This is a genomic window from Vreelandella profundi (assembly GCF_019722725.1).
Taxonomy (GTDB): Bacteria; Pseudomonadota; Gammaproteobacteria; order Pseudomonadales; family Halomonadaceae; genus Vreelandella; species Vreelandella profundi.
In genome coordinates, this window is sequence record NZ_CP077941.1 from 901,544 (window position 1) to 921,113 (window position 19,570).

Here is a 19,570-nt window from a genome sequence, read left to right on the forward strand (position 1 = left end):
GACATAAAGATGACAAACGTAATAGAAGCAGCGGCCAATGTGCCGAGTACCGGCCCACTCGCTGACGCGTTAGCGATGCGTAGCAAGCTGATGGACTTGACGCAGGCCTCTTATGAAGCGGCCCTGTTGCCCAGCGACCCAGGTGGGCTGACGCGCGAAACAAGGGCAGCGTTTGCCTGCCGGATGGCGAAAATTTGCCAGCAAGAGGGGCTAAGGCGCCACTACGGCGAACTACTGTCCAGCTACGGTAGCGAAGCCGACCCGCTGAATCTAGCAACGACGGACAGTTGCCCACCGGCTAGTGAGCCGCGCCTAGCCGCCATGGTGAGCTATGTGGATTTAGTCACTCGTTCACCCAAAGATGCCAGCGAAAGCGATATTGAAAGCCTGCGTAAAGCGGATATCAATGAATCTGACATCGTGCGCTTAGCTGGGCTGGTCGCTTTCGTTAATTATCAGCTGCGGGTTGCCGCTGTGTTAAGTGTGATGGGAGAAGCGCAATGAGCCGCGTTATTCATAAATTTACGACGCGTGTGCCTACGTGGCGCCCCCATGTCACGCCGATTGACTATGAGCAGGCGACGCCCGCCCAGCGCGAAGCGCTGCAGGAGACGCCCTCTAATACCAAGATATCCGATTACGTGCTGGTGTTGGCCCACGACCCGGAGTCGCTGCGCATTCGCACCTCGCTGTTTAACGGAATTATGTACGACAAGGGCGGCCTTGCCCGCGAAGAGCGTGAGCTGGGCGCGGTGGCTGCTTCTGTGGTCAATCGCTGCATATACTGTGCTGCTGTTCATGCCCAGCGTTACAACAATATTGTCGGCGATGATCGGGTCATGGGGGATATCTTTCTGCGGGGGAAAGAGGCCGATCTTGATCCGCGCACGCGCGCCATTCTGAAATTCGGCATGCGCCTTTCCGAATGTCCTCCTAACGTTACTCCAGAAGATATTGGGAGCCTGAAAGAGGTGGGGCTAAACGATCAAGAAATCTTGGATTTAACGCTTTCAACGACGCTATTTGGATGGGCCAATCGCCTAATGCACACACTCGGCGAGCCGGTATCGGGCAAGTAGCCATACGGTCCTTTTGCTAACAATATATCGACAAAGGAATCTCCACGATGACCCGCACTCTCTCAAGCATTGCCCTATTAAGCGCGGCGGCTCTGTTGACCGCAACGCCAGCGTTGGCAGAAACGCTGCGCCTGGGTACCGTCGTCACCGCTCCCCACCCCTGGGTTGACGCGGCGGAAGCTTTTAAAACAGAAGTCGAAGAAGCTACCGACGGTCGTGTGAAAGTACAAATTTTTCAAGGCGGACAGCTGGGCAACGACCAAACCATGGTCGACGAAATACGCATTGGTACGACCGACATGATTATTGGCGGGGTTATGAATATTTCCCCCTATATTCCTGACTTTGAGATCTTCAGCCTCAACTATTTGTTTGATGATATGGATGACTTTCGCGCAGCCACATCGTCTGATTCTCCTGTCTATGCGTATTTCGACAATGCCATGAGCGAGTCTGGTGTTGGTTTAAAACTGCTTAGCTTAACCGGCGGTGGTACACGCAACTTAAGCAGCAATGTGGGGCCGATTGTTGAGCCTGCCGACCTTGAAGGCGTCAAAATGCGCGTTACCGGCTCGCGCCTGGATGCAGAAATGTGGCAAGCAGCGGGTGCGCTGACAACGTCGCTCCCCTGGACAGAAATCTACACCGGTATGCAAACCGGCGTCGTCGGCGCCTTTGAAAGCACTATCAGCGGCTATTTCTCAAGCCGACTCTACGAAGTTGCCCCGTATCATGCCAAAACCGAGCATCAGATAATGATGAGCCACATCTCGATTAGTGAGAACCGCTTCAATCGCTTCTCCGAAGAAGATCAGGCCATTATTCTCGAAGCGGCACAGCACGCGGGTGAGTACGGCACGGAAAAAGGCGTTGAGTATGATGCCGAAGTCATTCAGCAGTTTGCAGACCTGGGCGTAACGGTAACGGAGGTCGACAAACAGGCCTTTATTGATCAAATCGTTCCTCTTCATGACCAGTTTGCGCAAGAGCGTAACTTGACCGAACTGCTTGAAACGATTCGTAATCTTTAAGCCGTCATCGATAAGTCACTTGGTTAGCTGACCACTCCCCGTTAACGGGGAGCGGTACCGCGAAGGAAAGGGCGCACGCATGCGACGAATAAACAATGTAATAGAGAAGGCGCTGACGTTTGTGGCGAGCAGTTTGTTTGCGGGCTTTATTCTTACGGTTCTCTATCAGGTTGTGGCGCGCAACTACTTGAAAATTTCGGTTTCCTGGACGGATGAAGTGGCCATGGCGTTCTTCGTGTGGTCGGTCTTCCTGGGGGCCGCTATTGCGGTGCGCAGGCGCAGTCACTATGTGGTTGATGTCTTTCCATCACGCTTTGTGATCACCCAGCGGGCACTGCGTCTGTTTGGCAACGTAGCCTGTTTGCCGGTGATCTATGTCTTAATTGTCCACGGCAATGTGCTGGTTGATATGGGCTGGAGTCGCCGTTCAGTCGCGCTAGGAACACCCATGGCCTATATGTTTGCCGCGATTCCTGTAGCGGGATTAGCGATGTTGCTATTTTCCTTTGAAATCATAATGGATGATATTGCGATGCTCAAAAAAGCTAACAGCGTGGATAGCACGCGCGAGGCAACCAAAATATGAACCCTTTGTTGGTCTTGATTGGCAGCTTCTTGCTTCTTATTGCGCTTAGCGTACCCATTGCGTTTGCCATTGGCTTAGCATCTATTATTACGATCACCCAACTAGGGCTACCGTTGACCTCTGTCGTCAACCAGATGTTTGCCAGCATTAATTCATTTCCGCTGCTGGCCGTGCCGTTCTTTCTATTGTTAGGCCGGCTGATGAACGACGGCGGCATTACTGATCGCCTGCTGAACTTTGCTGACAGTACGGTCGGACATGTTCGTGGGGGTCTTGGCCACATCAACGTCATGGTGTCGATGATGTTCGCCAGCCTGTCGGGCTCCGCCGCTGCTGATACGGCCAGCGTCGGCGCCGTACTTATTCCCGCGATGAAGAAGTCCGGATATCCCGCGCCTTTTGCTGTTGCCTTAACGGCGGCGTCTTCGGTACTTGGCGGTATTATTCCACCCTCGATTTTGATGGTGATTTACGGTGCTTTCGGCAATGTGTCTGTCGGCGCGTTGTTCATGGGCGGCGTACTGCCTGGTGTGCTGGTGGGCTTGATGCAGATGGGCTACGTCTATTACGTTGCTAAGCGTCATGGTATCAAGGCAACGGGCAAGTTTTCGTTCTCAAAAGTGGGCCGCACCGCCCTGACGGCCGCACCACCCATGATGTTACCGCTGGTCGTGCTAGGCGGTATTACCGCCGGTGTCTTTACCGCGACAGAAGCAGCTTCGGTAGCCGTTCTGGTCGGTGGGCTTTTAGCCTTTGTGTTTTATCGTGCGATTCATATTAAGCAATTGCCGGGGATTTTAGCCGATTCCGTGGTGGGCTTTTCGCTGCCGATGTTTGCCGTTGCGTCAGCTGGCATCATGGGATGGCTTATCTCGTACCTGGGGATTGCGCAGGAGGTTGCCGACTTTATCTTGTCTGTTACCCAGGCCCGAGTCGGTATCATGCTGATGGTGATGTTCTTCATGCTCGTCATCGGCACAGTGCTTAGCCCGGTAACGGCGGTGATCATCTTCCTGCCTATCATTCAAGGGCTTTGCGTGTCGGCAGATATCAACCAGATCCATATGGGCCTGGTGGTGATTTTATCGCTGACGCTGGGACTGATCACGCCGCCATACGGTATTTGCCTGCTGATAGCCACGCAGATAGGTGAGGTATCGATGGGGCGTGCTTTCGTGGCAGTCATGCCGCTGATAGTGCTTATTATGCTAGTGATTATCGCCATGATAATGCTGCCTAGCGTGTTTCTATACCTGCCACAAATGATGTTCCCCAAAACGTTTTAACGATGCTTTTCTATCGCTTACGCAGCGTTTAACGTTGGCCCGACACGATGATTGTCGGGCCAACTGTTTTAGGGCGGCTGTGCGCAGCAGCTGAGTGCACCATCTGAGCATTCCGCAAGATGTTCCTTTTTGGGATACAGCGAACTGCTTTTATCCTGACCTGATTAATAGTGGGCAACCGATACGCTGCGAATGAGCGCTGTGATCTGGTGGCCTATATGCAGCCCCATTTCATCCCGGGACTTTCGCGTTAGCCTTGCCCTTAGGCGGATATCACCAACGTTCAAAAGTAGCTCAACCGAGTGCGGGCTTGTCGATAGCGAGGTCATGTCTTCAATGGTGGCACTTAGCTGGTTGCGGTAGCTGGTTGACTGTAATGGCGTCAGCGCTAAGGCAATATCTCGTGCGAGGATACGCACGCGCAATGGGCTGCCAATAGGAGCCGACGTGCCCGGTATCACTAATCGATGGGTGTCATTAAGGGCGAGGTGAGTCAGATTGTAAGCCGCGTCGTGCTCAGCTACTCGGCCTTCAAGAATCGATGCAGCGTCAAACCCACCGAGTTCCTGAGTCAAATCAAAGCGCTGTAGCAAATGATTCAATCGGTCGCTTGCCACGACTCGGCCCGCCTTCATCAGTACCAAATGATCGGCGATGGCTGAAATCTCCTCCGCATCATGGCTGACGTAAATCACCGGAATGTCTACCTGCTTGGTCAGTCGAGCAATAAAGCGAAGTAGCTCGTCTTTGCGCGCGCCATCTAGCCCGGTCAGTGGTTCATCCATCAGCAGCAGCTGAGGATCGCTGAGCAGCGCTCGGCCAATGGCAACCCGCCTAGCTTCCCCGCCCGATAGCGTGCCGGGCATGCGTTCGAGCAACGCTTTAATACCCAGGAGCTCGACGATTTCATCAAATCGGGCTGCTGCATGGGCTGGCATGCCATAAGTGAGATTGCCGCGTACTCGGTAGTGGGGGAACAGCCGGGCTTCCTGAAACACGACCCCGATTCTGCGTTTATGGGCAGCAACGCTAATACGGCGCCGGGTATCCAGCAGAACTTGGTCACCCAGCGTAATAATCCCGCTATCAGGGTATTCAAGACCCGCAATAAGGCGCAGCAGGCTGGTTTTGCCACTGCCTGACGTGCCAAAAATGCCGGTCACGCCGTGGGCGGGGAGTACCAGTTCGGTTTGAAGGTGAAAACTACCGAGCCGCTGGTCGATAGACAATGACAGCGACGAGGTATCCGCAGGCAATCCAGGATTAATCGGGTTAGTAGGATTAGTAGGCATCGCGTTCCTGCAGCCGTTGTTTGGTACGTCGGGCCAGCCATTCAGAGGCGATCAATGAGAATAGGGCGATGATAATAGCGATAATACACAGCCGCGCTGCCGCTGATTCCTGGCCGGGCGTCTGGATCAGCGTATAGAGGGCTAGCGGCAAGGTACGTGTTTCACTGGGGATATTGGAGGCAAACGTGATGGTGGCGCCAAACTCGGAAAGAGCGCGGGCAAAGGCCAAGACGGTGCCCGTCAGCAGGCCTGGAATGGCCAATGGCAGCGTAATGGTGGTAAACACTCGCCAGCGATTGGCGCCTAGCGTCCGCGCTGCGGCTTCAAGTTTGGGGTCCACCGCTTCCAATGATAGGCGTAATGCTCGTACCAATAATGGAAATGCCATCACGCCGCTGGCAACGGCGGCGCCTTGCCATGTGAAGGGTAGCGATACGCCGAGAGTGGCGTATAACCACTGACCGACCATCCCTTGTCGACCGAGCGACACTAAGAGTAAATAGCCGACTACCACAGGCGGCAGCACCAGCGGCAGATGAATAAGGCCATCGACGATGGATTTGCCTCTGAAGTCGTGTCGGGCTAACCACCAGGCGACCGCAATGCCCGGCGGTAAAATCCAGGCCACGGCCGCTAGGCCAATGAGTAGACTAAGGCGGATAGCTTCCCATTCGGCCGGCGACAGTATCACGGGCTGCTAATGTCGGTGTCGAAACCATAGTCAGCAAAAATAGTCAGCGCTTCTTCGCTCGCTAACCACTCGCGCAGCGCCACGGCCGCGTTGTTTTGCTCTGCCCCTATCAGTGCAATGGGGTAGGTGATGGGGTCATGGCTTGAGTTGGGAAATAACCCGAGTACCCGCACGCGGTCACTCGCAAAGGCATCTGTTTGATACACAATGCCAAGCGGTGTTTCCTGTCGTTCTACCAGCGTTAACGCCGCGCGTACGTCGTTGCCGCGTGCAAGCCTTGGCTCAAGCTCCCCCCACTCACCGAGGAATTCCAGCGCCTGCTGGGTGTAGATGCCGGCCGGCACGTGATCCGGGTCGCCGACGGAAAGACGGTCACGATCTTCTAGCAGCGAAGCAATGCGTGCCTCGTCGCCCGGGACGAACTGCTCCGGCAGGTCAGGGCTTGCTGAGACCAGCGCTAAACGATTCTGGAGCAAGTCGCTGCGCTGTTGGATGTTGACGCCTTGCTCTTCGAGCCAGTCCATCCACTGCACGTTGGCAGATAAGAATAGATCCGTTGGGCTACCATTGGCGATTTGTCGAGCAAGCGTCGAGGACGATGCATAAATGGGCGTCACGTCAACGTCATGCTGAGCTTCATAGACGGCAATGGCGTCATTGAGTGCATCGGTGAGCGAGGCGGCAGCGGCGACCTGAATATGGTCTGTGGCAAAGGCTGAGGTGGGAAGCGCCAGCGCTAGCACAGTGGTTAATAAACGGCGATTCATAGCATGGATAAGCATTGTACTGATTCCGTTATTACCATTTGGATATAGCGGAGATTACACAAAACGGCTCATCAGCTCAATACGTTAATGGGCACGCTCATGGATGGGCAGGGCTGACCGGCGCCAATAGCGACAGCAGCGCCTGGGCATCAGCCGAGCCCTCCAGCGAGAGCTGGCGTTCCAACGCGCGGTAGTGAGTCAGCACCTGCTTGCCAAGCTCCGTAAGATGGGCGCCGCCACGCTCGTTACCGCCAGAGCTGGTTGACACGAGAGGGGATGAAAAGTGGTTGTTCATGGTGTCGATGAGCTGCCAAGCTTTTTTGTAGCTCATCTTGAGTGTGCGTCCAGCGGCAGAAATGGAGCCTGTCTGGCTAATCATTTCTAGCAGCTCCGCCTTGCCCGGCCCAATAATCACGTCACGGTGTAGCACCAAACGTAATTGATACGTTGGCTTTAAATGGTGGGTCCGTGTCATGTAAAGCCCCTTGCACATGGAAGTTTTCATATGGCTTTCATATGGTTTTTGTATAGTTTAGCAGCGTCCTGGTACATAAGGCCTACCTATCAAGCCGGAAATATCGCGAGGCCAATATGTGTTCTTCATCGCATATATTAAAGAAATGGCTGTCATAGATGAAATGCGCACGGCTGGTGGTGACATGTTCACGAACGTCAGTATTCAGTTCAGTTTTTAAGATCGGCAGTAACGATGGAGATTAGGAATCAGAGATGAAAAAACGCTTAGTAGAAACAATGGGTTTGGTCATGCTCGTGGGTGCTGTATCCATCCCTATGGCGCATGCTGCAGATGTCCTGTGCGAAGAAAAAGCGGAAGACGTTCGAGAACAGCTTGAGTATGCCCGAGAGCATGATAACCAGCATCGTGTTGAAGGTTTGCAGCGTGCTCTTGCATCCATTGAGAAAGACTGTACCAACGAAACGGTGTTCGAGGATGCGGTAGAGGACGTGCGTGAGAGCCAAAGCGATGTACAGGAACAACAGGCAGAACTTGAAGAAGCCCTCAGAGACGGTGATGAAGGCGATATCCAAGAAAGTCGTGCCGATTTAGAAGAAGCCACACGTGAACTGGAAGCTGATACAGAAGCCTTGAAGACACTTCAGCATCGGCTGGCTGAGTAGCTCTGCTTAGGGTGTAGATCTTACGTAGAGCCACCGTACATCGACCCCGAATGAATAAACTAATGACACTAGCGCGCTGAGCGCTAGTAGATTAGCCATTAGCGGTGAGCTGAGCGGCGTTAGCGCTAGCAGTAGCGCCGCCACTTGCCAAACGCATACTACTTTGCGACGAAAGCTGGCAAACAGGGGGGCGGTTAGCCACTTGAGTCGCCAGCCCGCCATCACAAACAGATAGCGCATGCCGCCAATGAGCAACACCCAGGCGCCCAGCGATTCAAACTCCCACAGCCCGACGCACAGCAGCATAATCAGCAGGGCATCTAGCTCCATGTCAAAGCGCGCGCCAAAGCTTGAGTGGCTGCGCGTGTATCTCGCAACCCAGCCATCCACGCCGTCAAGCAGCAGCGCTATTACCGCAATCAGCAGCCACTGCCAAATAGCGCCCTTAAAGGCACCCGCGAGCAGGCCAGCAGCGACTATGGCCACCAGTATCCCGCGTATCAGCGTGACGCGATTTGCCCATCCCAGCGCCCCATGGGGCCAGAAAATTAGAATCAGTATAGAAATGAACGCGTAGAAACCACCGGCCACCCACCAGTTGCTGGAAGCCAGCATGAGTAACGGCAGGGCATTGCCAATGATAATTAGTGCTAGGCTGCCTAAAAGCAGTTCAAAGGCGGTATAAAGCGACTTGTGCAAAGTGCAGGGAGACGCGTTTGAGAAAAGCGGCATGGTGGCTCACGAAGCGGCGTCGCTGTCCGCAGTTAAAGTAAGTGATGCAACTATTTTTATATGTACCATTCTTGTAGAAGAAGGTAGGGTTGTCCATAGAGCAACTTAAAGGCAGTCCTAGTATCAAGTGTTTAAAATTGTTAATCGAATATTTTCTTTCCAAGCGCTACGCTAAGCTAGGTGAGCCATTGAAAACTATTCTACAGGTGGCCACCCGCTATATGACAACGCTAACGGATTTATCGTGCAAGACGTTGTTAATTAGCGGTCTAGTGATAAAACGTAGCATTCAATGGAATGAGCATGGGCTCGGGTTAGTTGAGCTCGCAACGAAAAGGAATGGCCATGCTGGCGCCTGACTACGCCACTGCCTTTTGGGTGACCAACCCCCAGCAAGGCGAGATGCGGCGTGAAATACTCAAGCCCCCAGGGCAAGATGAAGTGCATGTACGCACCTTATACAGCGGGGTTAGCCGGGGTACCGAGTCGTTGGTATTCACTGGCCGTGTCCCCGAGAGCGAGTTTGCACGCATGCAGGCCCCTTTTCAAAAAGGGGAATTTCCTGGCCCGGTGAAATACGGGTACTGCAGCGTTGGGCTTGTCGAGCAAGGTCCCAGTGAACTACTGAATAAATCCATTTTTTGTCTGTTTCCCCACCAAGATCACTATGTGGTGCCTGCCTCGGCGGTCATTCCCATTCCCGCTAATGTGCCTGCTCAGCGCGCGGTGCTGGCTGCTAATATGGAAACGGCAGTTAACGGCGTGTGGGATGCAGAGCCCATGCTGGGCGAACAGGTTTGTGTCATTGGTGCGGGCGTAATAGGCGCTTTAGTCGCCTATTTGTGCAACCAAATTCCCGGTGTCAACGTACACCTAATCGATATTAACCCTGAGCGCGAAGCGATTGCCGCTCATTTAGGGGTGGCGTTTAGTACGCCCGACCAGGCCCCTCATAACCAGGACTGCGCTATTCACGCCAGCGGGCATCCTGACGGGCTGCGTCAGGGGCTTGACCTATTGGGTAACGAGGGGCGGCTCATTGAGATGAGCTGGTTCGGCGAAGGTGACGTGACGCTGCCTTTAGGCGGCGCCTTTCATTCCCAGCGTTTGACGCTGCGCGCCAGCCAGGTCGGCCAGCTTCCCGCGAAACTGCTTTCCCGCTGGGACTATCGTCGCCGCTTAACGCTAGCGCTAAGTTTGTTGGCCGACGAACGGCTGGACGTTTTAGTGAGTGGTGAAAGCGATTTTTACGATTTTTCCGCGCTTGCACCGCATTTGTTGGGGCCGGGAGGCACCGCGCTGTGCCACCGATTACGCTATTCGTAACTATTTTTTGATAACAAGGAGTCTCTATGTATCGTTTATGCGTTCGTGACCATTTTATGATTGCGCATAGCTTTAAAGGCGAGATTTTTGGTCCTGCCCAGCGTACCCACGGCGCCACCTATGTTGTGGATGTGGTTTTTCAACGCCCTGAGCTGGATGAAGATGGCTTAGTGATCGATATCGGCCTGGCGAGTGAGACGGTAAAAGAAGTGCTTGCGGGCTATAACTTTCGCAATTTGGACGAAGAATCCGAGTTTTCAGGCAAAAATACCACCACGGAATTTATGGCCAAGGCGATTTTCGACCGGCTCGCCGGCGCGATTGGCGAGGGTAAAATGGGCCAAACGGCCCGTGGTATTACCCATATGGAAATCAAACTCCACGAGTCTCATGTGGCCTGGGCAAGTTTCGAAGGCGCGCTATGAATCGACATTTCACGTTAATCGTTGCTGGCGACCCGGCTCAGCGCACCGGTGGCTATCTGTACGATGCGCACATCGTCGCAGCCCTGCGTGAGCAGGGCTGGGAGATTGACGTGATGGGCCTTTCTGGCGTGTTTCCTGACCCCGATAGTGAAGCGAAACAGCAGCTCACCAAAGCGCTTGAGTCGTTGCCGCAAGGGGCGTCGGTGGTGATTGATGGGCTGGCCATGGGGGCATTGCCAGAGGTGATTGCCCTGCACGGCCAGCGCTTGGATATTACCTCGCTGCTGCATCATCCATTAGGTGATGAGCTGGGCCTGAACGCGGCCGACCAGAAGCACTTTCATCGCAGCGAGCTTGCGGCCCTGGCGGGCGTTGCGCGCATTATCGTCACTAGCCATTTTACCGCTCGGCGTGTGCTGGAACTGGCAACGAACTATGCCATGCCGCTCAATGCCGACATTTCGGTCGTTGAGCCGGGTGTGGCTCAAGCGCCGGTAAGTCCCGCCGACGAGCCAGGCGAACCGCTGCGGCTATTGTGTGTAGCGACACTAACGCCCCGCAAAGGGCAGGATGTTTTAGTTCAGGCGTTGGCAGGCGTAGCGGGGGATAACTGGCAGTGCGACTGCTATGGCGGTGTGCGTGACGCTGCGTTTACCCAGCGCGTTCAGCAGCTTATCGAGCAACATCAGCTTGCCGGTCGAGTGATCTTGCACGGTGAATGCGACGATAAAACCCTTGAAGCAGCGTATCAGCGTGCCCACGCCCTCGTGCTGCCGTCATGGTATGAAGGGTACGGCATGGTGATTACTGAGGCGCTGGCCCACGGCCTGCCGGTGATTACCACTACCGGCGGTGCGCTGCGCGATACGCTGCCGCCGGGTGCGGGCTTGAGCGTTCCGCCGGGTGATAGCGAGGCGCTGCAAGATGCCCTTAGCCAGTTTTGCGGTGACCCTGTTTTACGCCATCAGCTGCGTCAAGGCGCTGCGCAAGCACGCCATAACCTTAATGACTGGCAGGCAGCGGGCGCTGACTTTGCTGCTGCGTTAACCACGCCAAGGGCTCAGCTGGGCTTTAGTGCCGGCAGCCAGTTTGCTGCAGACTGGCTGACGCTGCGCGAAGAGGCAGACATTGCCGCGCGCAGCCAACCGCTGGCCATGCAGGCGTCTGAGTGGCTGAGCGCGCGCGCAGCATCACCCCGGATAGCGGATCTTGGCTGCGGTCGGGGCAGCAATATGCGTTTTCTTGCCCCGCACCTGGGCAGCTACCAGCGTTGGAAATTAATTGATCACGACGCTGGGTTGTTGGAGCAGGCCCAGCAGCGAGCGGTTGAATTTAGCGATTGCCAGGGGCTACCCGTGGCAGTTGAAACACACTGCGTATCGCTTGAGCCGCTGAGCGATGTGCCGATGAATGATTCACATTTAGTGACCGCGTCAGCGCTGCTGGATTTGGTTTCACAGCAGTGGATTGATGAACTGGTCGCTCGCTGTGCTCATCAGCATCAGGCGCTATTGATTGCCTTAAGCGTGACCGGCGAGTGGCACTTTACGGATGCCAGCGGCACCCCGGTATTAGACGATGAAGATCACTGGATGCTGGCGATGTTTATGGCTCACCAGCAGCGTGATAAAGGGCTAGGCGCCGCGCTGGGTGGCCAGGCCCATGATGCCTTGATCGCCGCCTTAGAAAAGGCGCAGTTCCGCGTTGAACAAGCTGAAACGCCTTGGCATCTAAGCGCTGGCAATCGCGAGCAGCTGTCGTTGATGTCGGCGCTGCTTGAAGGCTGGGCGCTGGCCGTAACAGAACAAGTACCTGAGTCATCGGCACGTATTGCCGCCTGGTTGCAGCATCGTCAGCAGGCGGTTGCTGGCGGTGAATTAGGTGTCTGGGTGGGGCATCGTGATGTGTTCGCCATGCCCCAGGCAGAGGCGTAAGCCGATGGCCCAGGCGCCAAGACCCCACACGCGGCTACGCGCGATGATAGGCAGCCCATGGCTTCGCCGTGGCGTTGTCAGCGTCGTCTTGCTGGGGGCCGTTGCACTGTGGGTTGATCCTAGGGCGATTGTTGATGAGATACAGCGTTTTTCTGCCGGCTGGGTAGTCCTGGCGTTTGTTATCAGTACGCTACAGATCATGCTTAGCGCTTGGCGTTGGCAGTTCACTGCGGGGCTCATTAACGTGCCGCTGAGATTCGGCTATGCGCTGCGCGAGTATTACCTCGCGCTGTTAGTCAATCAGCTGTTGCCGGGGGGAGTGCTGGGCGATGCAGGCCGCGCTCACCGCCATGCCCGCCAAGCGCAGTCCCGGGGCAAGGCCTGGCGAGCGGTGATTATTGAGCGTGCGTCGGGCCAGCTAGCGTTAGTGCTATTAACGCTAACGGCGCTGCTGTTTTCGCCGCTTTGGCATACCGCTTTGGGCATGTCCGTGATCGCGGCGGTTGGCCTCAGCATAGTGGCGGGGCTAGGTGTAGCGATTGCCGGCGGGCTGCTGCTGCGCCATCGCTTTAACGCCTGGTCTCGGCGACTGCCAGACTGGAGCCAAGCTTTAGCGCGCGATATTAAGCGTGGTTTATTGCAGCGCGGCGTCTGGCCTCTGCAGCTGCTGTCGTCGCTGATGATTGTCTTGAGCTATGGTTTAGTGATGGTCTGCGCAGCCCGTGCGATTGGCGTTGAGCTGCCCGTATTTCAGCTGCTTGCGCTCACGCCGGTATTGCTCTTAGCAATGGTGATCCCTTTGTCGGTCGCGGGCTGGGGGCTGCGTGAAGGTGCCGCGGCCGGTGTTTGGGCGCTGGTGGGGTTGCCGGCAGCCCAGGGCGTGGCGGTATCGCTGGCTTACGGTGTGTTAGTGTTGCTGGCCAGTTTGCCGGGTATCTGGGTTGCGCTGAGCCGTCGTGAAAAGGCGTCGCCCTCAGGGAGCAGCCTTCCTCAGCAGCATATCGAACAAGGTGTCCTCACCGCAGCGGAAGGTTCGCGTGGGCGGACGCAGCGCTTTATCAAGCGTGTCGATGGGCGTCATTTTGAGTCCCGGCCTGCCGGAGCCAATCAGCAGGGGGGCGATGAGCAGATGCAAACGGTCAACGGCGTGCGCTTCGATGAACTGAGAAACCGTAATGCCGCCACCTTCCACCAGCACGCGATGCAAGCCTCTCTCGGCCAACAGCGCAATGATATCTTGAGGGTTGAACTGGCTGTTAGCGTTCAGCGGCAGCACGCAGCGTTCAAGGTGGGAATGGGACGTTGGCACCGACACCTCCGGCCCCACAATATGCAGCGTCGGTGCGGCATCGGTGCACATCAGGGCCAAGCTGCTTGGTGCCCGCCCGCGAGGGTCCAGCAAGACGCGGGCAGGGTGCTCGCCGCTAACGTGGCGCACCGTCAACTGCGGGTTGTCGGCACAGGCGGTTCCCGCGCCGATCACCACGGCATCAACCATGGCGCGCAGCCGGTGCAGATGCACCAAGCTTTCGTCGCCGTTGATATAGTGCGAATGACCGCTTTCTGTCGCGATGCGCCCATCAAGGCTTTGCCCCAGCTGAGCAACAACCCATGCCGATTGGCTAGCCAGCGGCGTCAGGCAGTCCAACAGCTCACGGGCTTGCGCGCTAAGGGTCAGAGACGTTGCCCACTCACCGGTAGGCATCAGTTTGATCGACACGGAGCTGGCGCGCCGGTGGCGCAGCGCCAGCAGCCACTCCCAGGCATCTGCCGCCTCAATACGGCCATCTTGCGGGGTGACAGACGAGGTAGCGCCCGTGTTGACGTTGGGATTGGGCATGACGCCTCCGTGTTAAAAGTTACGTTTCATCATGCGGGCGCTGCTTGGTTAAGAGCAAGCACTTCGAGTCAGCACTTCGCAGCAAGTAGCGCACAGCGCAAGACCTAAAATCTCCCACGCCAGGAAGCCAGGAGGCACACATGTATCAGATTGAACGCGCTATTTTCGATATTCGTCGTGGTTTGCCCGTGGTGATTAATGCCGGCAACCAGCGTTTATTAGTGCAGGCGCTGGAAGGCAGTGAGTCGGTAGATGCCCTCGCGCAGTTGGCCGGTAGCCCGCCTTCACTAGTGCTTACCCGCCATCGCTTAGCGGCTATTGGTGTGGCGGTCACCGCTGAGGCGGCAAGCTTACCGTTAGCGGCGAACATTGGCGCCGGCGAGCTGCATCGCTTAGCCACCTCAGAAGATCAGCAGTCAGCGGGCAGTGAGCAATTAAAGGGCTTAAAGCCCGCGGCGCTAGCGGAAGTGGGGGCAGTGACGCTGATGCGTCGCGCTCTGCTAATACCGGCAGCGCTCTGCGCTTTTGTGAGCGAAAAAGCCGCCGCGGATATTGAGCAGCAGCTTGCCGAAGGGCGGCTGCTAGCCGTTAATGCCGAAGATGCTCAGCAGTGCTTGGCCGGTGCGCCGGGCATGCTTAAGCGGGTGAGCGAAGCGCAAATTCCGTTGGAAGAAGCGGCCGACAGCCGCTTTGTGCTCTTTCGTGAGCCGGACGGCCTGCGCGAGCATGTGGCCGTGGTCATCGGTAAGCCTGAAGAGTGGGAAGCCGCGGTGCCGCTGCGTATGCATTCGGCCTGCTTAACGGGAGATCTCTTCGCCAGCCTGCGCTGTGACTGTGGAGAACAGCTGCGCAATGCCGTGAAGGATATCCAGGCCATGGGGGGCGGTGTGCTGCTCTATTTGGCCCAAGAGGGGCGAGGTATTGGCTTGGCTAACAAGCTGCGTGCCTATACGTTGCAAGACGGCGGCCTGGATACGGTGGATGCCGACCAAGTGTTGGGTTTCGGTGATGATGAGCGCCAGTATAGCGTCGCGGTGGATATGCTTAGTGCCCTTAAAATCGATCAGGTGCAGCTGCTGACCAATAATCCGCTGAAAATGGACGCCCTGCGCCAAGGCGGCATCGACGTGGTTTCGCGCCAAGCGCTCTACGGCAGCGTTACCGATCATAATCAGCGCTACCTAAACGCCAAGGCAACCCGTGGCGGGCATCTGCTAGAAGACGTATTAAGTAGCCAGCGCTAACCGCAACCGTCGCTAGCCGGAGCGTTAGTCTTGCTCTGCTAGCGGCGGCAGCCGGGCGGTTTCTGCTACTACCATGGCAAGTTGGCTTGCGTAGTGACGCACTAACCGCTCGCCTAATTCAGCGCTAGCGTGAGTGGCATCGCCTGCCACGCCCTGGGCGCTTAAGTCTTCCGCTAGCCATGCAAACGCCGCGGCGCCTTCTGCACTGACGAGTGCGTTGCCCTGTGGCGCCGCGGTGGGGGCGGCTTGGTAGTCATCAAGCTGTACAAGCGACGGGGCTAAGTGTCGCATCATGGCGGTCTCCAGCAGCCCGCCGTGTAATCCATAGCGTAGTTCTTCAGCAGCAACGGCACCTTCAAGAGGAGGTAGCCGCGTATAGGTCGCTTTTACCACACGCATCGCATATCGCCGCCGCAGCGTTAGCCCGGCGATGTCCATCACCGCTTTGTTACCGCCATGGCTGTTTAGCAGCACCAGGCGGCGAATGCCTGTCTGGGCTAGGCTATCGCCGTAGGCTTCCAAGGTGGCAATGGCAAGCGGCGCGGGCAAGCTCAGCGTGCCGGGAAAGCTTGCGTGCTCGTCACTGGCGCCTACGGAAATAGGCGGTAGGCAAATGACATTAAGCGAGTCATCCAGCTGCTCCAACATGGCCGCCTGAAGGCCTAGACCAATAGTGAGATCAGTGGCTAACGGCAGGTGAGTGCCGTGCTGTTCTATGGCACCGAGCACCAGTACCGCCACCGGGTCACGCTGGGCGATATCGGCGAGTTGTGAAGAGGTGAGCGCTTGCCAGTGGTAAATCATAACGTGAACGACCTGTAGCGGATGTTGAGGCAGATAATTGATAGCGTTGTGTTGCTTGGGTCAGACATCTGGATACCACACGTAATTCCAGGTTTCGCTAACCGGTTCGCCGTTGACAGTCAGCCTGAGGCTAACATCGCTAGGCTGATCGCTGGCGGGCAGTCGGAAGCTGGCGCGCCAGCCCTTATTAGGTAGCGCGGTGACTTGAGGCAACAGCACCTCACCGTTTTGGATACTGATATCAAGCTCAACCGGTTGGTCGGCTGCTAGCTTATCTAGCGCACCCCCCTGGAAATCGACAATAAATTGGCGCTGCTCTGATGAGTCGGAATCTTCCTGCGTGATAATGCCGACACGGCCATGGCGGGTGCGAATGACTTGCCCAAGCATATTGTTTTCTGGCTGAGCATTGAGCGTATAGGTAAGGTAGTGCAGGCGGCGAGACTCACCGGCCTTCAGCGCGTCATCGGCAACCCAGTAGGCAACGATATTGTCGTTAGTTTCATCGTCAGTGGGGATCTCAACCAGCTCAACGTGACCAGGGCCCCAGTCGTCTAAGGGCTCCACCCACTGGCTGGGGCGCCGATGATATTGGGCTTCCGTATCTAAGTAGCGGTTAAAATCGCGCTCGCGCTGCATGAGACCAAACCCCTGTGGCGAGGCATCAACAAACACTGACGTGTGAAGATCATCAGGATTGTTCAGCGGTCGCCAGATCCACTCATCGCTACCGGTATGCATTAGTAGCCCATCTGAATCGTGTACCTGCGGGCGAAAATCGTCCGGGCGCTCGCGGCTCGCTTCGCCGTACGTGAACATGCTGGTGAGTGGGGCAACGCCTAGCTTGGCGATGTCGTCTCGCGCAAACAGCTCGGCTTCTACTTCAACCTGCGTATCGTCACCGGGCCGGATAATAAAGCGATAGGCGCCGCTGACAGAAGGGCTATCCAGCAGTGCCAATAGCTCAAGGTGATCGGCATCGGCGGCGGGCTTATAAAACCAAAATTCGCGAAACGCTGGAAACTCTTCGCCTTCAGGGGAAGTCGTATCGATCGCCAGCCCTCGCGTCGAGAGCCCGTACACTTGATCACGTCCTACGATGCGAAAATAGCTCGCGCCAAGGAAAACCGCTACTTCGTCTGCGTACTCTTCGTTATTGAGTGGGTAGTGCAGGCGGAATCCCGCATGACCGCTACCCGATAAATCCTGTTCCTTCAGCGCTTCGGCATTGCCGTCGTAGTTGTAATCCTCGGGCGCAAACGGCAGGGAGGCGACGCTGCCGTTCTCAATAACATTGAGCGCAATGGGGGTTTGGAAAAGGAAGCCGCTGTGGAAAAGCTGTAAGTTAAACGGGCTTTCGTCTTTCCAATAAGCATTTTCTGGATCAAAGCGAATTTGCCGATAGGTATCGTAACTAAGGTCACGCAGCGCATCGGGCAGCGTCTCTTCGGGGGCTTGGTACGTATTTTTAGCAAGCTGCTGCGCGCAATCTATCACAGCGTTGAAGTGCCGATCATCGTCGGCAAACGCAGCCGATGCGATCGTACAGCCGAGTAGTACTATCAAATTGCCAGCACCCCATCTAATCGTCTGTCCTCTACCAACCGGCTCTCTACCAACACTGTGAACACACATGGGCGAAATCCTTTCGACATAACATGATGATGTTGTTTTTCAGTGGCCTTATGCCTGTATATTACCTTTCAATAAGGTAGGACACCGATAATTCTTATCTTAGGCATCTTAAGCTAAAGCAGGCACACACGAGAATTCGATGATCCGATTATTATCAACGATACTGCTGCTCAATCTACTGTTTATTGCGCCGCTGTGGTGGCGTTTTAGTGATATCAGCTCACATCTGCTTGCTTGGGAAGCGTTGATCATCGCGTCTTTAATGCTGTTGCTGCCACGCGGCAAGGCGCGCCTCATCGCGGCAGTGGGATTGGTGAGCTGGGTGGTATTGGCCACCGCTACTAGCCTGGGAACCGCCGCGACGCATATGGCCTTTGCCCGGCCACTTAATCTCTATCTTGATTTACCTTTACTCAGCGCTGTTTATAACTTGCTGGAAGGTAATCTCGGGCAATTTTTGGCCGTGTGCGCAATGCTGGCCGGCGCCGCCTTATTGCTTGCTATTACCGCGGGCTTGGCATGGTTGCTACTGCCACCGGCATCTTTTGCTATTAAGCGCTTGCCCCGAGCGGTTGCATTAGCGCTGCTGGTTATTGCGACCAGCGGTGCCGCGCTTGAGCTTAAAGGTATGCGGTTAGTGGATAGCGCCCGCCTGCCGTTGGTCAACATCACGCGTTTTCAATGGCAGCAAATAACCGCTACCCATGCTGCTCGCAGTGAATTTACCGCACAGCTGAAAGATGCACCTATGCAGGCCCAGGCCTTACCAGGGCTTGAAGGACATAATGTGCTGCTGACTTTCATTGAGTCTTACGGCATCTCGGCGCTGAATGACCCGCGCTATGCTGACGTGCTGCTGCCCACTCTCGCCGAGATGCAGCAGCGTTTAGAAGCGCGAAATCTTCACGTTGTGTCAGGTATGTTAGAAGCCCCGATTCGCGGCGGGCAGTCGTGGCTGGCGCACGCGACCACGCTCAGCGGCCGGTGGATCGATAACCAGCTGTGGTATCGGCTTATGTTAGACAGCGACCACTCCACGTTGATTGATGATTTTCGTGCCACCGGGCAGCGTACGCTGGCCGTTATGCCCGCTATTACCATGGCGTGGCCGGAAGGCAAGATTTACGGTTTCGATGAAATAGTCGCTGCTAAAGATATCGACTACGCCGGTCCCGCCCTTAACTGGGTGACGATGCCCGATCAGTTCACCCTCGATTACACTCAAAAACACCTGTTAGGCGACTCGCCGGTGTTTGCACAGCAGGCGTTAATTTCGAGCCATGCGCCCTGGACACCGATACTGCCGGTCATTGAAGACTGGTCGTTAATCGAGGATGGCCGCATTTTTACACCGTGGGAAAACGCCGGCGATCCACCAGAAGTGCTGTGGAAAGACATCGAACGCATTCGCGATCACTATGCCTGGTCGGTGGACTACGCTGTAAAAGTCACCGGGCGCTGGGCGGAGCGGGTGGTTGACGATAAGACGCTGATGATCGTTCTTGGTGATCATCAGCCCGCGCCGTTAATTACCGGTGGTAATGCTAGTGCGGCGGTGCCGGTGCATATCATCAGTGCAGACCCAGCGCTTCTGGCACCGTTTATTGCCCGCGGGTTTGTACCCGGCACGCTGCCTGCGCTCGAACAGGCTGCCAATGCGCCCAGAATGAGCGAACTGCGTCACTGGCTACAGGCTGATTTCGGTGAGCCTGTTCGCTAAAAATGCGCGCTCTGATGCAAGGACGACTACAAGGACGA

The 19,570-nt window shown here is 55.9% G+C and carries 19 protein-coding genes and 1 pseudogene; 12 read left to right on the forward strand and 8 right to left on the reverse strand.

The annotated features are described in order from the left end of the window. Positions 1 to 9: 9 nt before the first annotated feature. The 5 genes from KUO20_RS04175 (at position 10) to KUO20_RS04195 (ending at position 3,982) form a co-directional block, all read left to right on the forward strand. Entirely contained in the window at positions 10 to 504 is a 495-nt protein-coding gene (locus KUO20_RS04175; protein ID WP_235041651.1) for a CMD domain-containing protein, read from the forward strand. After that, the gene (locus tag KUO20_RS04180) at positions 501 to 1,079 is read left to right on the forward strand and encodes a peroxidase-related enzyme (protein ID WP_235041652.1); all 579 of its coding nucleotides are present in this window, start codon (positions 501 to 503) and stop codon (positions 1,077 to 1,079) included. The genes KUO20_RS04175 and KUO20_RS04180 overlap by 4 nt, the downstream gene beginning before the upstream one ends. 47 nt (positions 1,080 to 1,126) lie before the next feature. Beyond that, positions 1,127 to 2,110, forward strand: a complete 984-nt coding sequence (locus tag KUO20_RS04185; RefSeq protein WP_235041653.1) for a TRAP transporter substrate-binding protein — start codon at positions 1,127 to 1,129, stop codon at positions 2,108 to 2,110. Between the two features lie 79 nt (positions 2,111 to 2,189). Continuing rightward, complete coding sequence (locus KUO20_RS04190) at positions 2,190 to 2,696, forward strand: TRAP transporter small permease (RefSeq protein ID WP_235041654.1); 507 nt, start codon at positions 2,190 to 2,192, stop codon at positions 2,694 to 2,696. Then, the gene (locus KUO20_RS04195; RefSeq protein WP_235041655.1) at positions 2,693 to 3,982 is read left to right on the forward strand and encodes a TRAP transporter large permease; all 1,290 of its coding nucleotides are present in this window, start codon (positions 2,693 to 2,695) and stop codon (positions 3,980 to 3,982) included. The genes KUO20_RS04190 and KUO20_RS04195 overlap by 4 nt, the downstream gene beginning before the upstream one ends. Before the next feature lie 164 nt (positions 3,983 to 4,146). Here KUO20_RS04195 and modC read toward each other — a convergent pair whose 3' ends face one another. The 4 genes from modC to KUO20_RS04215 all read right to left on the reverse strand — a co-directional run bounded on the left by modC (position 4,147) and on the right by KUO20_RS04215 (position 7,207). Further along, positions 4,147 to 5,274, reverse strand: coding sequence for a molybdenum ABC transporter ATP-binding protein (gene modC, locus KUO20_RS04200; RefSeq protein ID WP_235041656.1), 1,128 nt, complete (start codon positions 5,272 to 5,274; stop codon positions 4,147 to 4,149). After that, complete coding sequence (gene modB / locus KUO20_RS04205; protein ID WP_237673390.1) at positions 5,264 to 5,962, reverse strand: molybdate ABC transporter permease subunit; 699 nt, start codon at positions 5,960 to 5,962, stop codon at positions 5,264 to 5,266. Before modB ends, modC begins: the two co-directional genes overlap by 11 nt. After that, positions 5,962 to 6,747, reverse strand: coding sequence for a molybdate ABC transporter substrate-binding protein (gene modA, locus KUO20_RS04210; RefSeq protein ID WP_235041658.1), 786 nt, complete (start codon positions 6,745 to 6,747; stop codon positions 5,962 to 5,964). Before modA ends, modB begins: the two co-directional genes overlap by 1 nt. Positions 6,748 to 6,829: 82 nt before the next feature. Then, on the reverse strand, positions 6,830 to 7,207 hold the full coding sequence (locus tag KUO20_RS04215) for a winged helix-turn-helix domain-containing protein (RefSeq protein ID WP_235041659.1): 378 nt from the start codon (positions 7,205 to 7,207) through the stop codon (positions 6,830 to 6,832). Between the two features lie 254 nt (positions 7,208 to 7,461). On the opposite strand from KUO20_RS04215, the gene KUO20_RS04220 reads away from it, so the two are divergent. Further along, positions 7,462 to 7,872, forward strand: coding sequence for a DUF1090 domain-containing protein (locus KUO20_RS04220; RefSeq protein WP_235041660.1), 411 nt, complete (start codon positions 7,462 to 7,464; stop codon positions 7,870 to 7,872). A gap of 6 nt (positions 7,873 to 7,878) precedes the next feature. Here the strand turns inward: KUO20_RS04220 and KUO20_RS04225 are convergent, their stop codons facing one another. Next, positions 7,879 to 8,604 carry a CDP-alcohol phosphatidyltransferase family protein gene (locus tag KUO20_RS04225; RefSeq protein WP_235041661.1) on the reverse strand — a complete coding sequence of 242 codons (726 nt, stop codon included), beginning with the start codon at positions 8,602 to 8,604 and terminating at the stop codon, positions 7,879 to 7,881. Positions 8,605 to 8,949: 345 nt separating this feature from the next. On the opposite strand from KUO20_RS04225, the gene KUO20_RS04230 reads away from it, so the two are divergent. The 4 genes and pseudogenes from KUO20_RS04230 to KUO20_RS04245 all read left to right on the forward strand — a co-directional run. Next, positions 8,950 to 9,930, forward strand: coding sequence for a zinc-dependent alcohol dehydrogenase (locus KUO20_RS04230; RefSeq protein ID WP_235041662.1), 981 nt, complete (start codon positions 8,950 to 8,952; stop codon positions 9,928 to 9,930). A 26-nt stretch (positions 9,931 to 9,956) separates the two neighbouring features. Then, complete coding sequence (locus KUO20_RS04235; RefSeq protein WP_235041663.1) at positions 9,957 to 10,355, forward strand: 6-pyruvoyl trahydropterin synthase family protein; 399 nt, start codon at positions 9,957 to 9,959, stop codon at positions 10,353 to 10,355. Continuing rightward, positions 10,352 to 12,289, forward strand: coding sequence for a glycosyltransferase (locus KUO20_RS04240; RefSeq protein WP_235041664.1), 1,938 nt, complete (start codon positions 10,352 to 10,354; stop codon positions 12,287 to 12,289). The genes KUO20_RS04235 and KUO20_RS04240 overlap by 4 nt, the downstream gene beginning before the upstream one ends. Positions 12,290 to 12,332: 43 nt before the next feature. Further along, positions 12,333 to 13,154, forward strand: a pseudogene (locus KUO20_RS04245) (lysylphosphatidylglycerol synthase transmembrane domain-containing protein); the annotation flags it as partial. Positions 13,155 to 13,262: 108 nt separating this feature from the next. Here the strand turns inward: KUO20_RS04245 and KUO20_RS04250 are convergent. Beyond that, entirely contained in the window at positions 13,263 to 14,129 is an 867-nt protein-coding gene (locus KUO20_RS04250) for a RibD family protein (protein WP_337926486.1), read from the reverse strand. Between the two features lie 140 nt (positions 14,130 to 14,269). Between KUO20_RS04250 and ribA the strand changes: the two genes are divergently transcribed. Beyond that, entirely contained in the window at positions 14,270 to 15,373 is a 1,104-nt protein-coding gene (gene ribA / locus KUO20_RS04255; protein WP_235041665.1) for a GTP cyclohydrolase II RibA, read from the forward strand. 24 nt (positions 15,374 to 15,397) lie between these two features. On the opposite strand, the gene KUO20_RS04260 is transcribed toward ribA, so the two are convergent. Both KUO20_RS04260 and KUO20_RS04265 read right to left on the reverse strand, forming a co-directional pair. Next, a complete protein-coding gene (locus KUO20_RS04260; protein WP_235041666.1) occupies positions 15,398 to 16,177 on the reverse strand; it encodes a creatininase family protein in 780 nt (259 codons plus the stop codon). Between the two features lie 60 nt (positions 16,178 to 16,237). Beyond that, a complete protein-coding gene (locus KUO20_RS04265) occupies positions 16,238 to 17,740 on the reverse strand; it encodes an OpgD/OpgG family glucan biosynthesis protein (protein ID WP_235042416.1) in 1,503 nt (500 codons plus the stop codon). Positions 17,741 to 17,951: 211 nt separating this feature from the next. Here KUO20_RS04265 and KUO20_RS04270 point away from each other — a divergent pair, with 211 nt between their 5' ends. After that, positions 17,952 to 19,532 (forward strand): alkaline phosphatase family protein, encoded by a 1,581-nt coding sequence (locus KUO20_RS04270; protein ID WP_337926482.1) that lies wholly within the window; start codon positions 17,952 to 17,954, stop codon positions 19,530 to 19,532. Positions 19,533 to 19,570 lie beyond the last annotated feature (38 nt).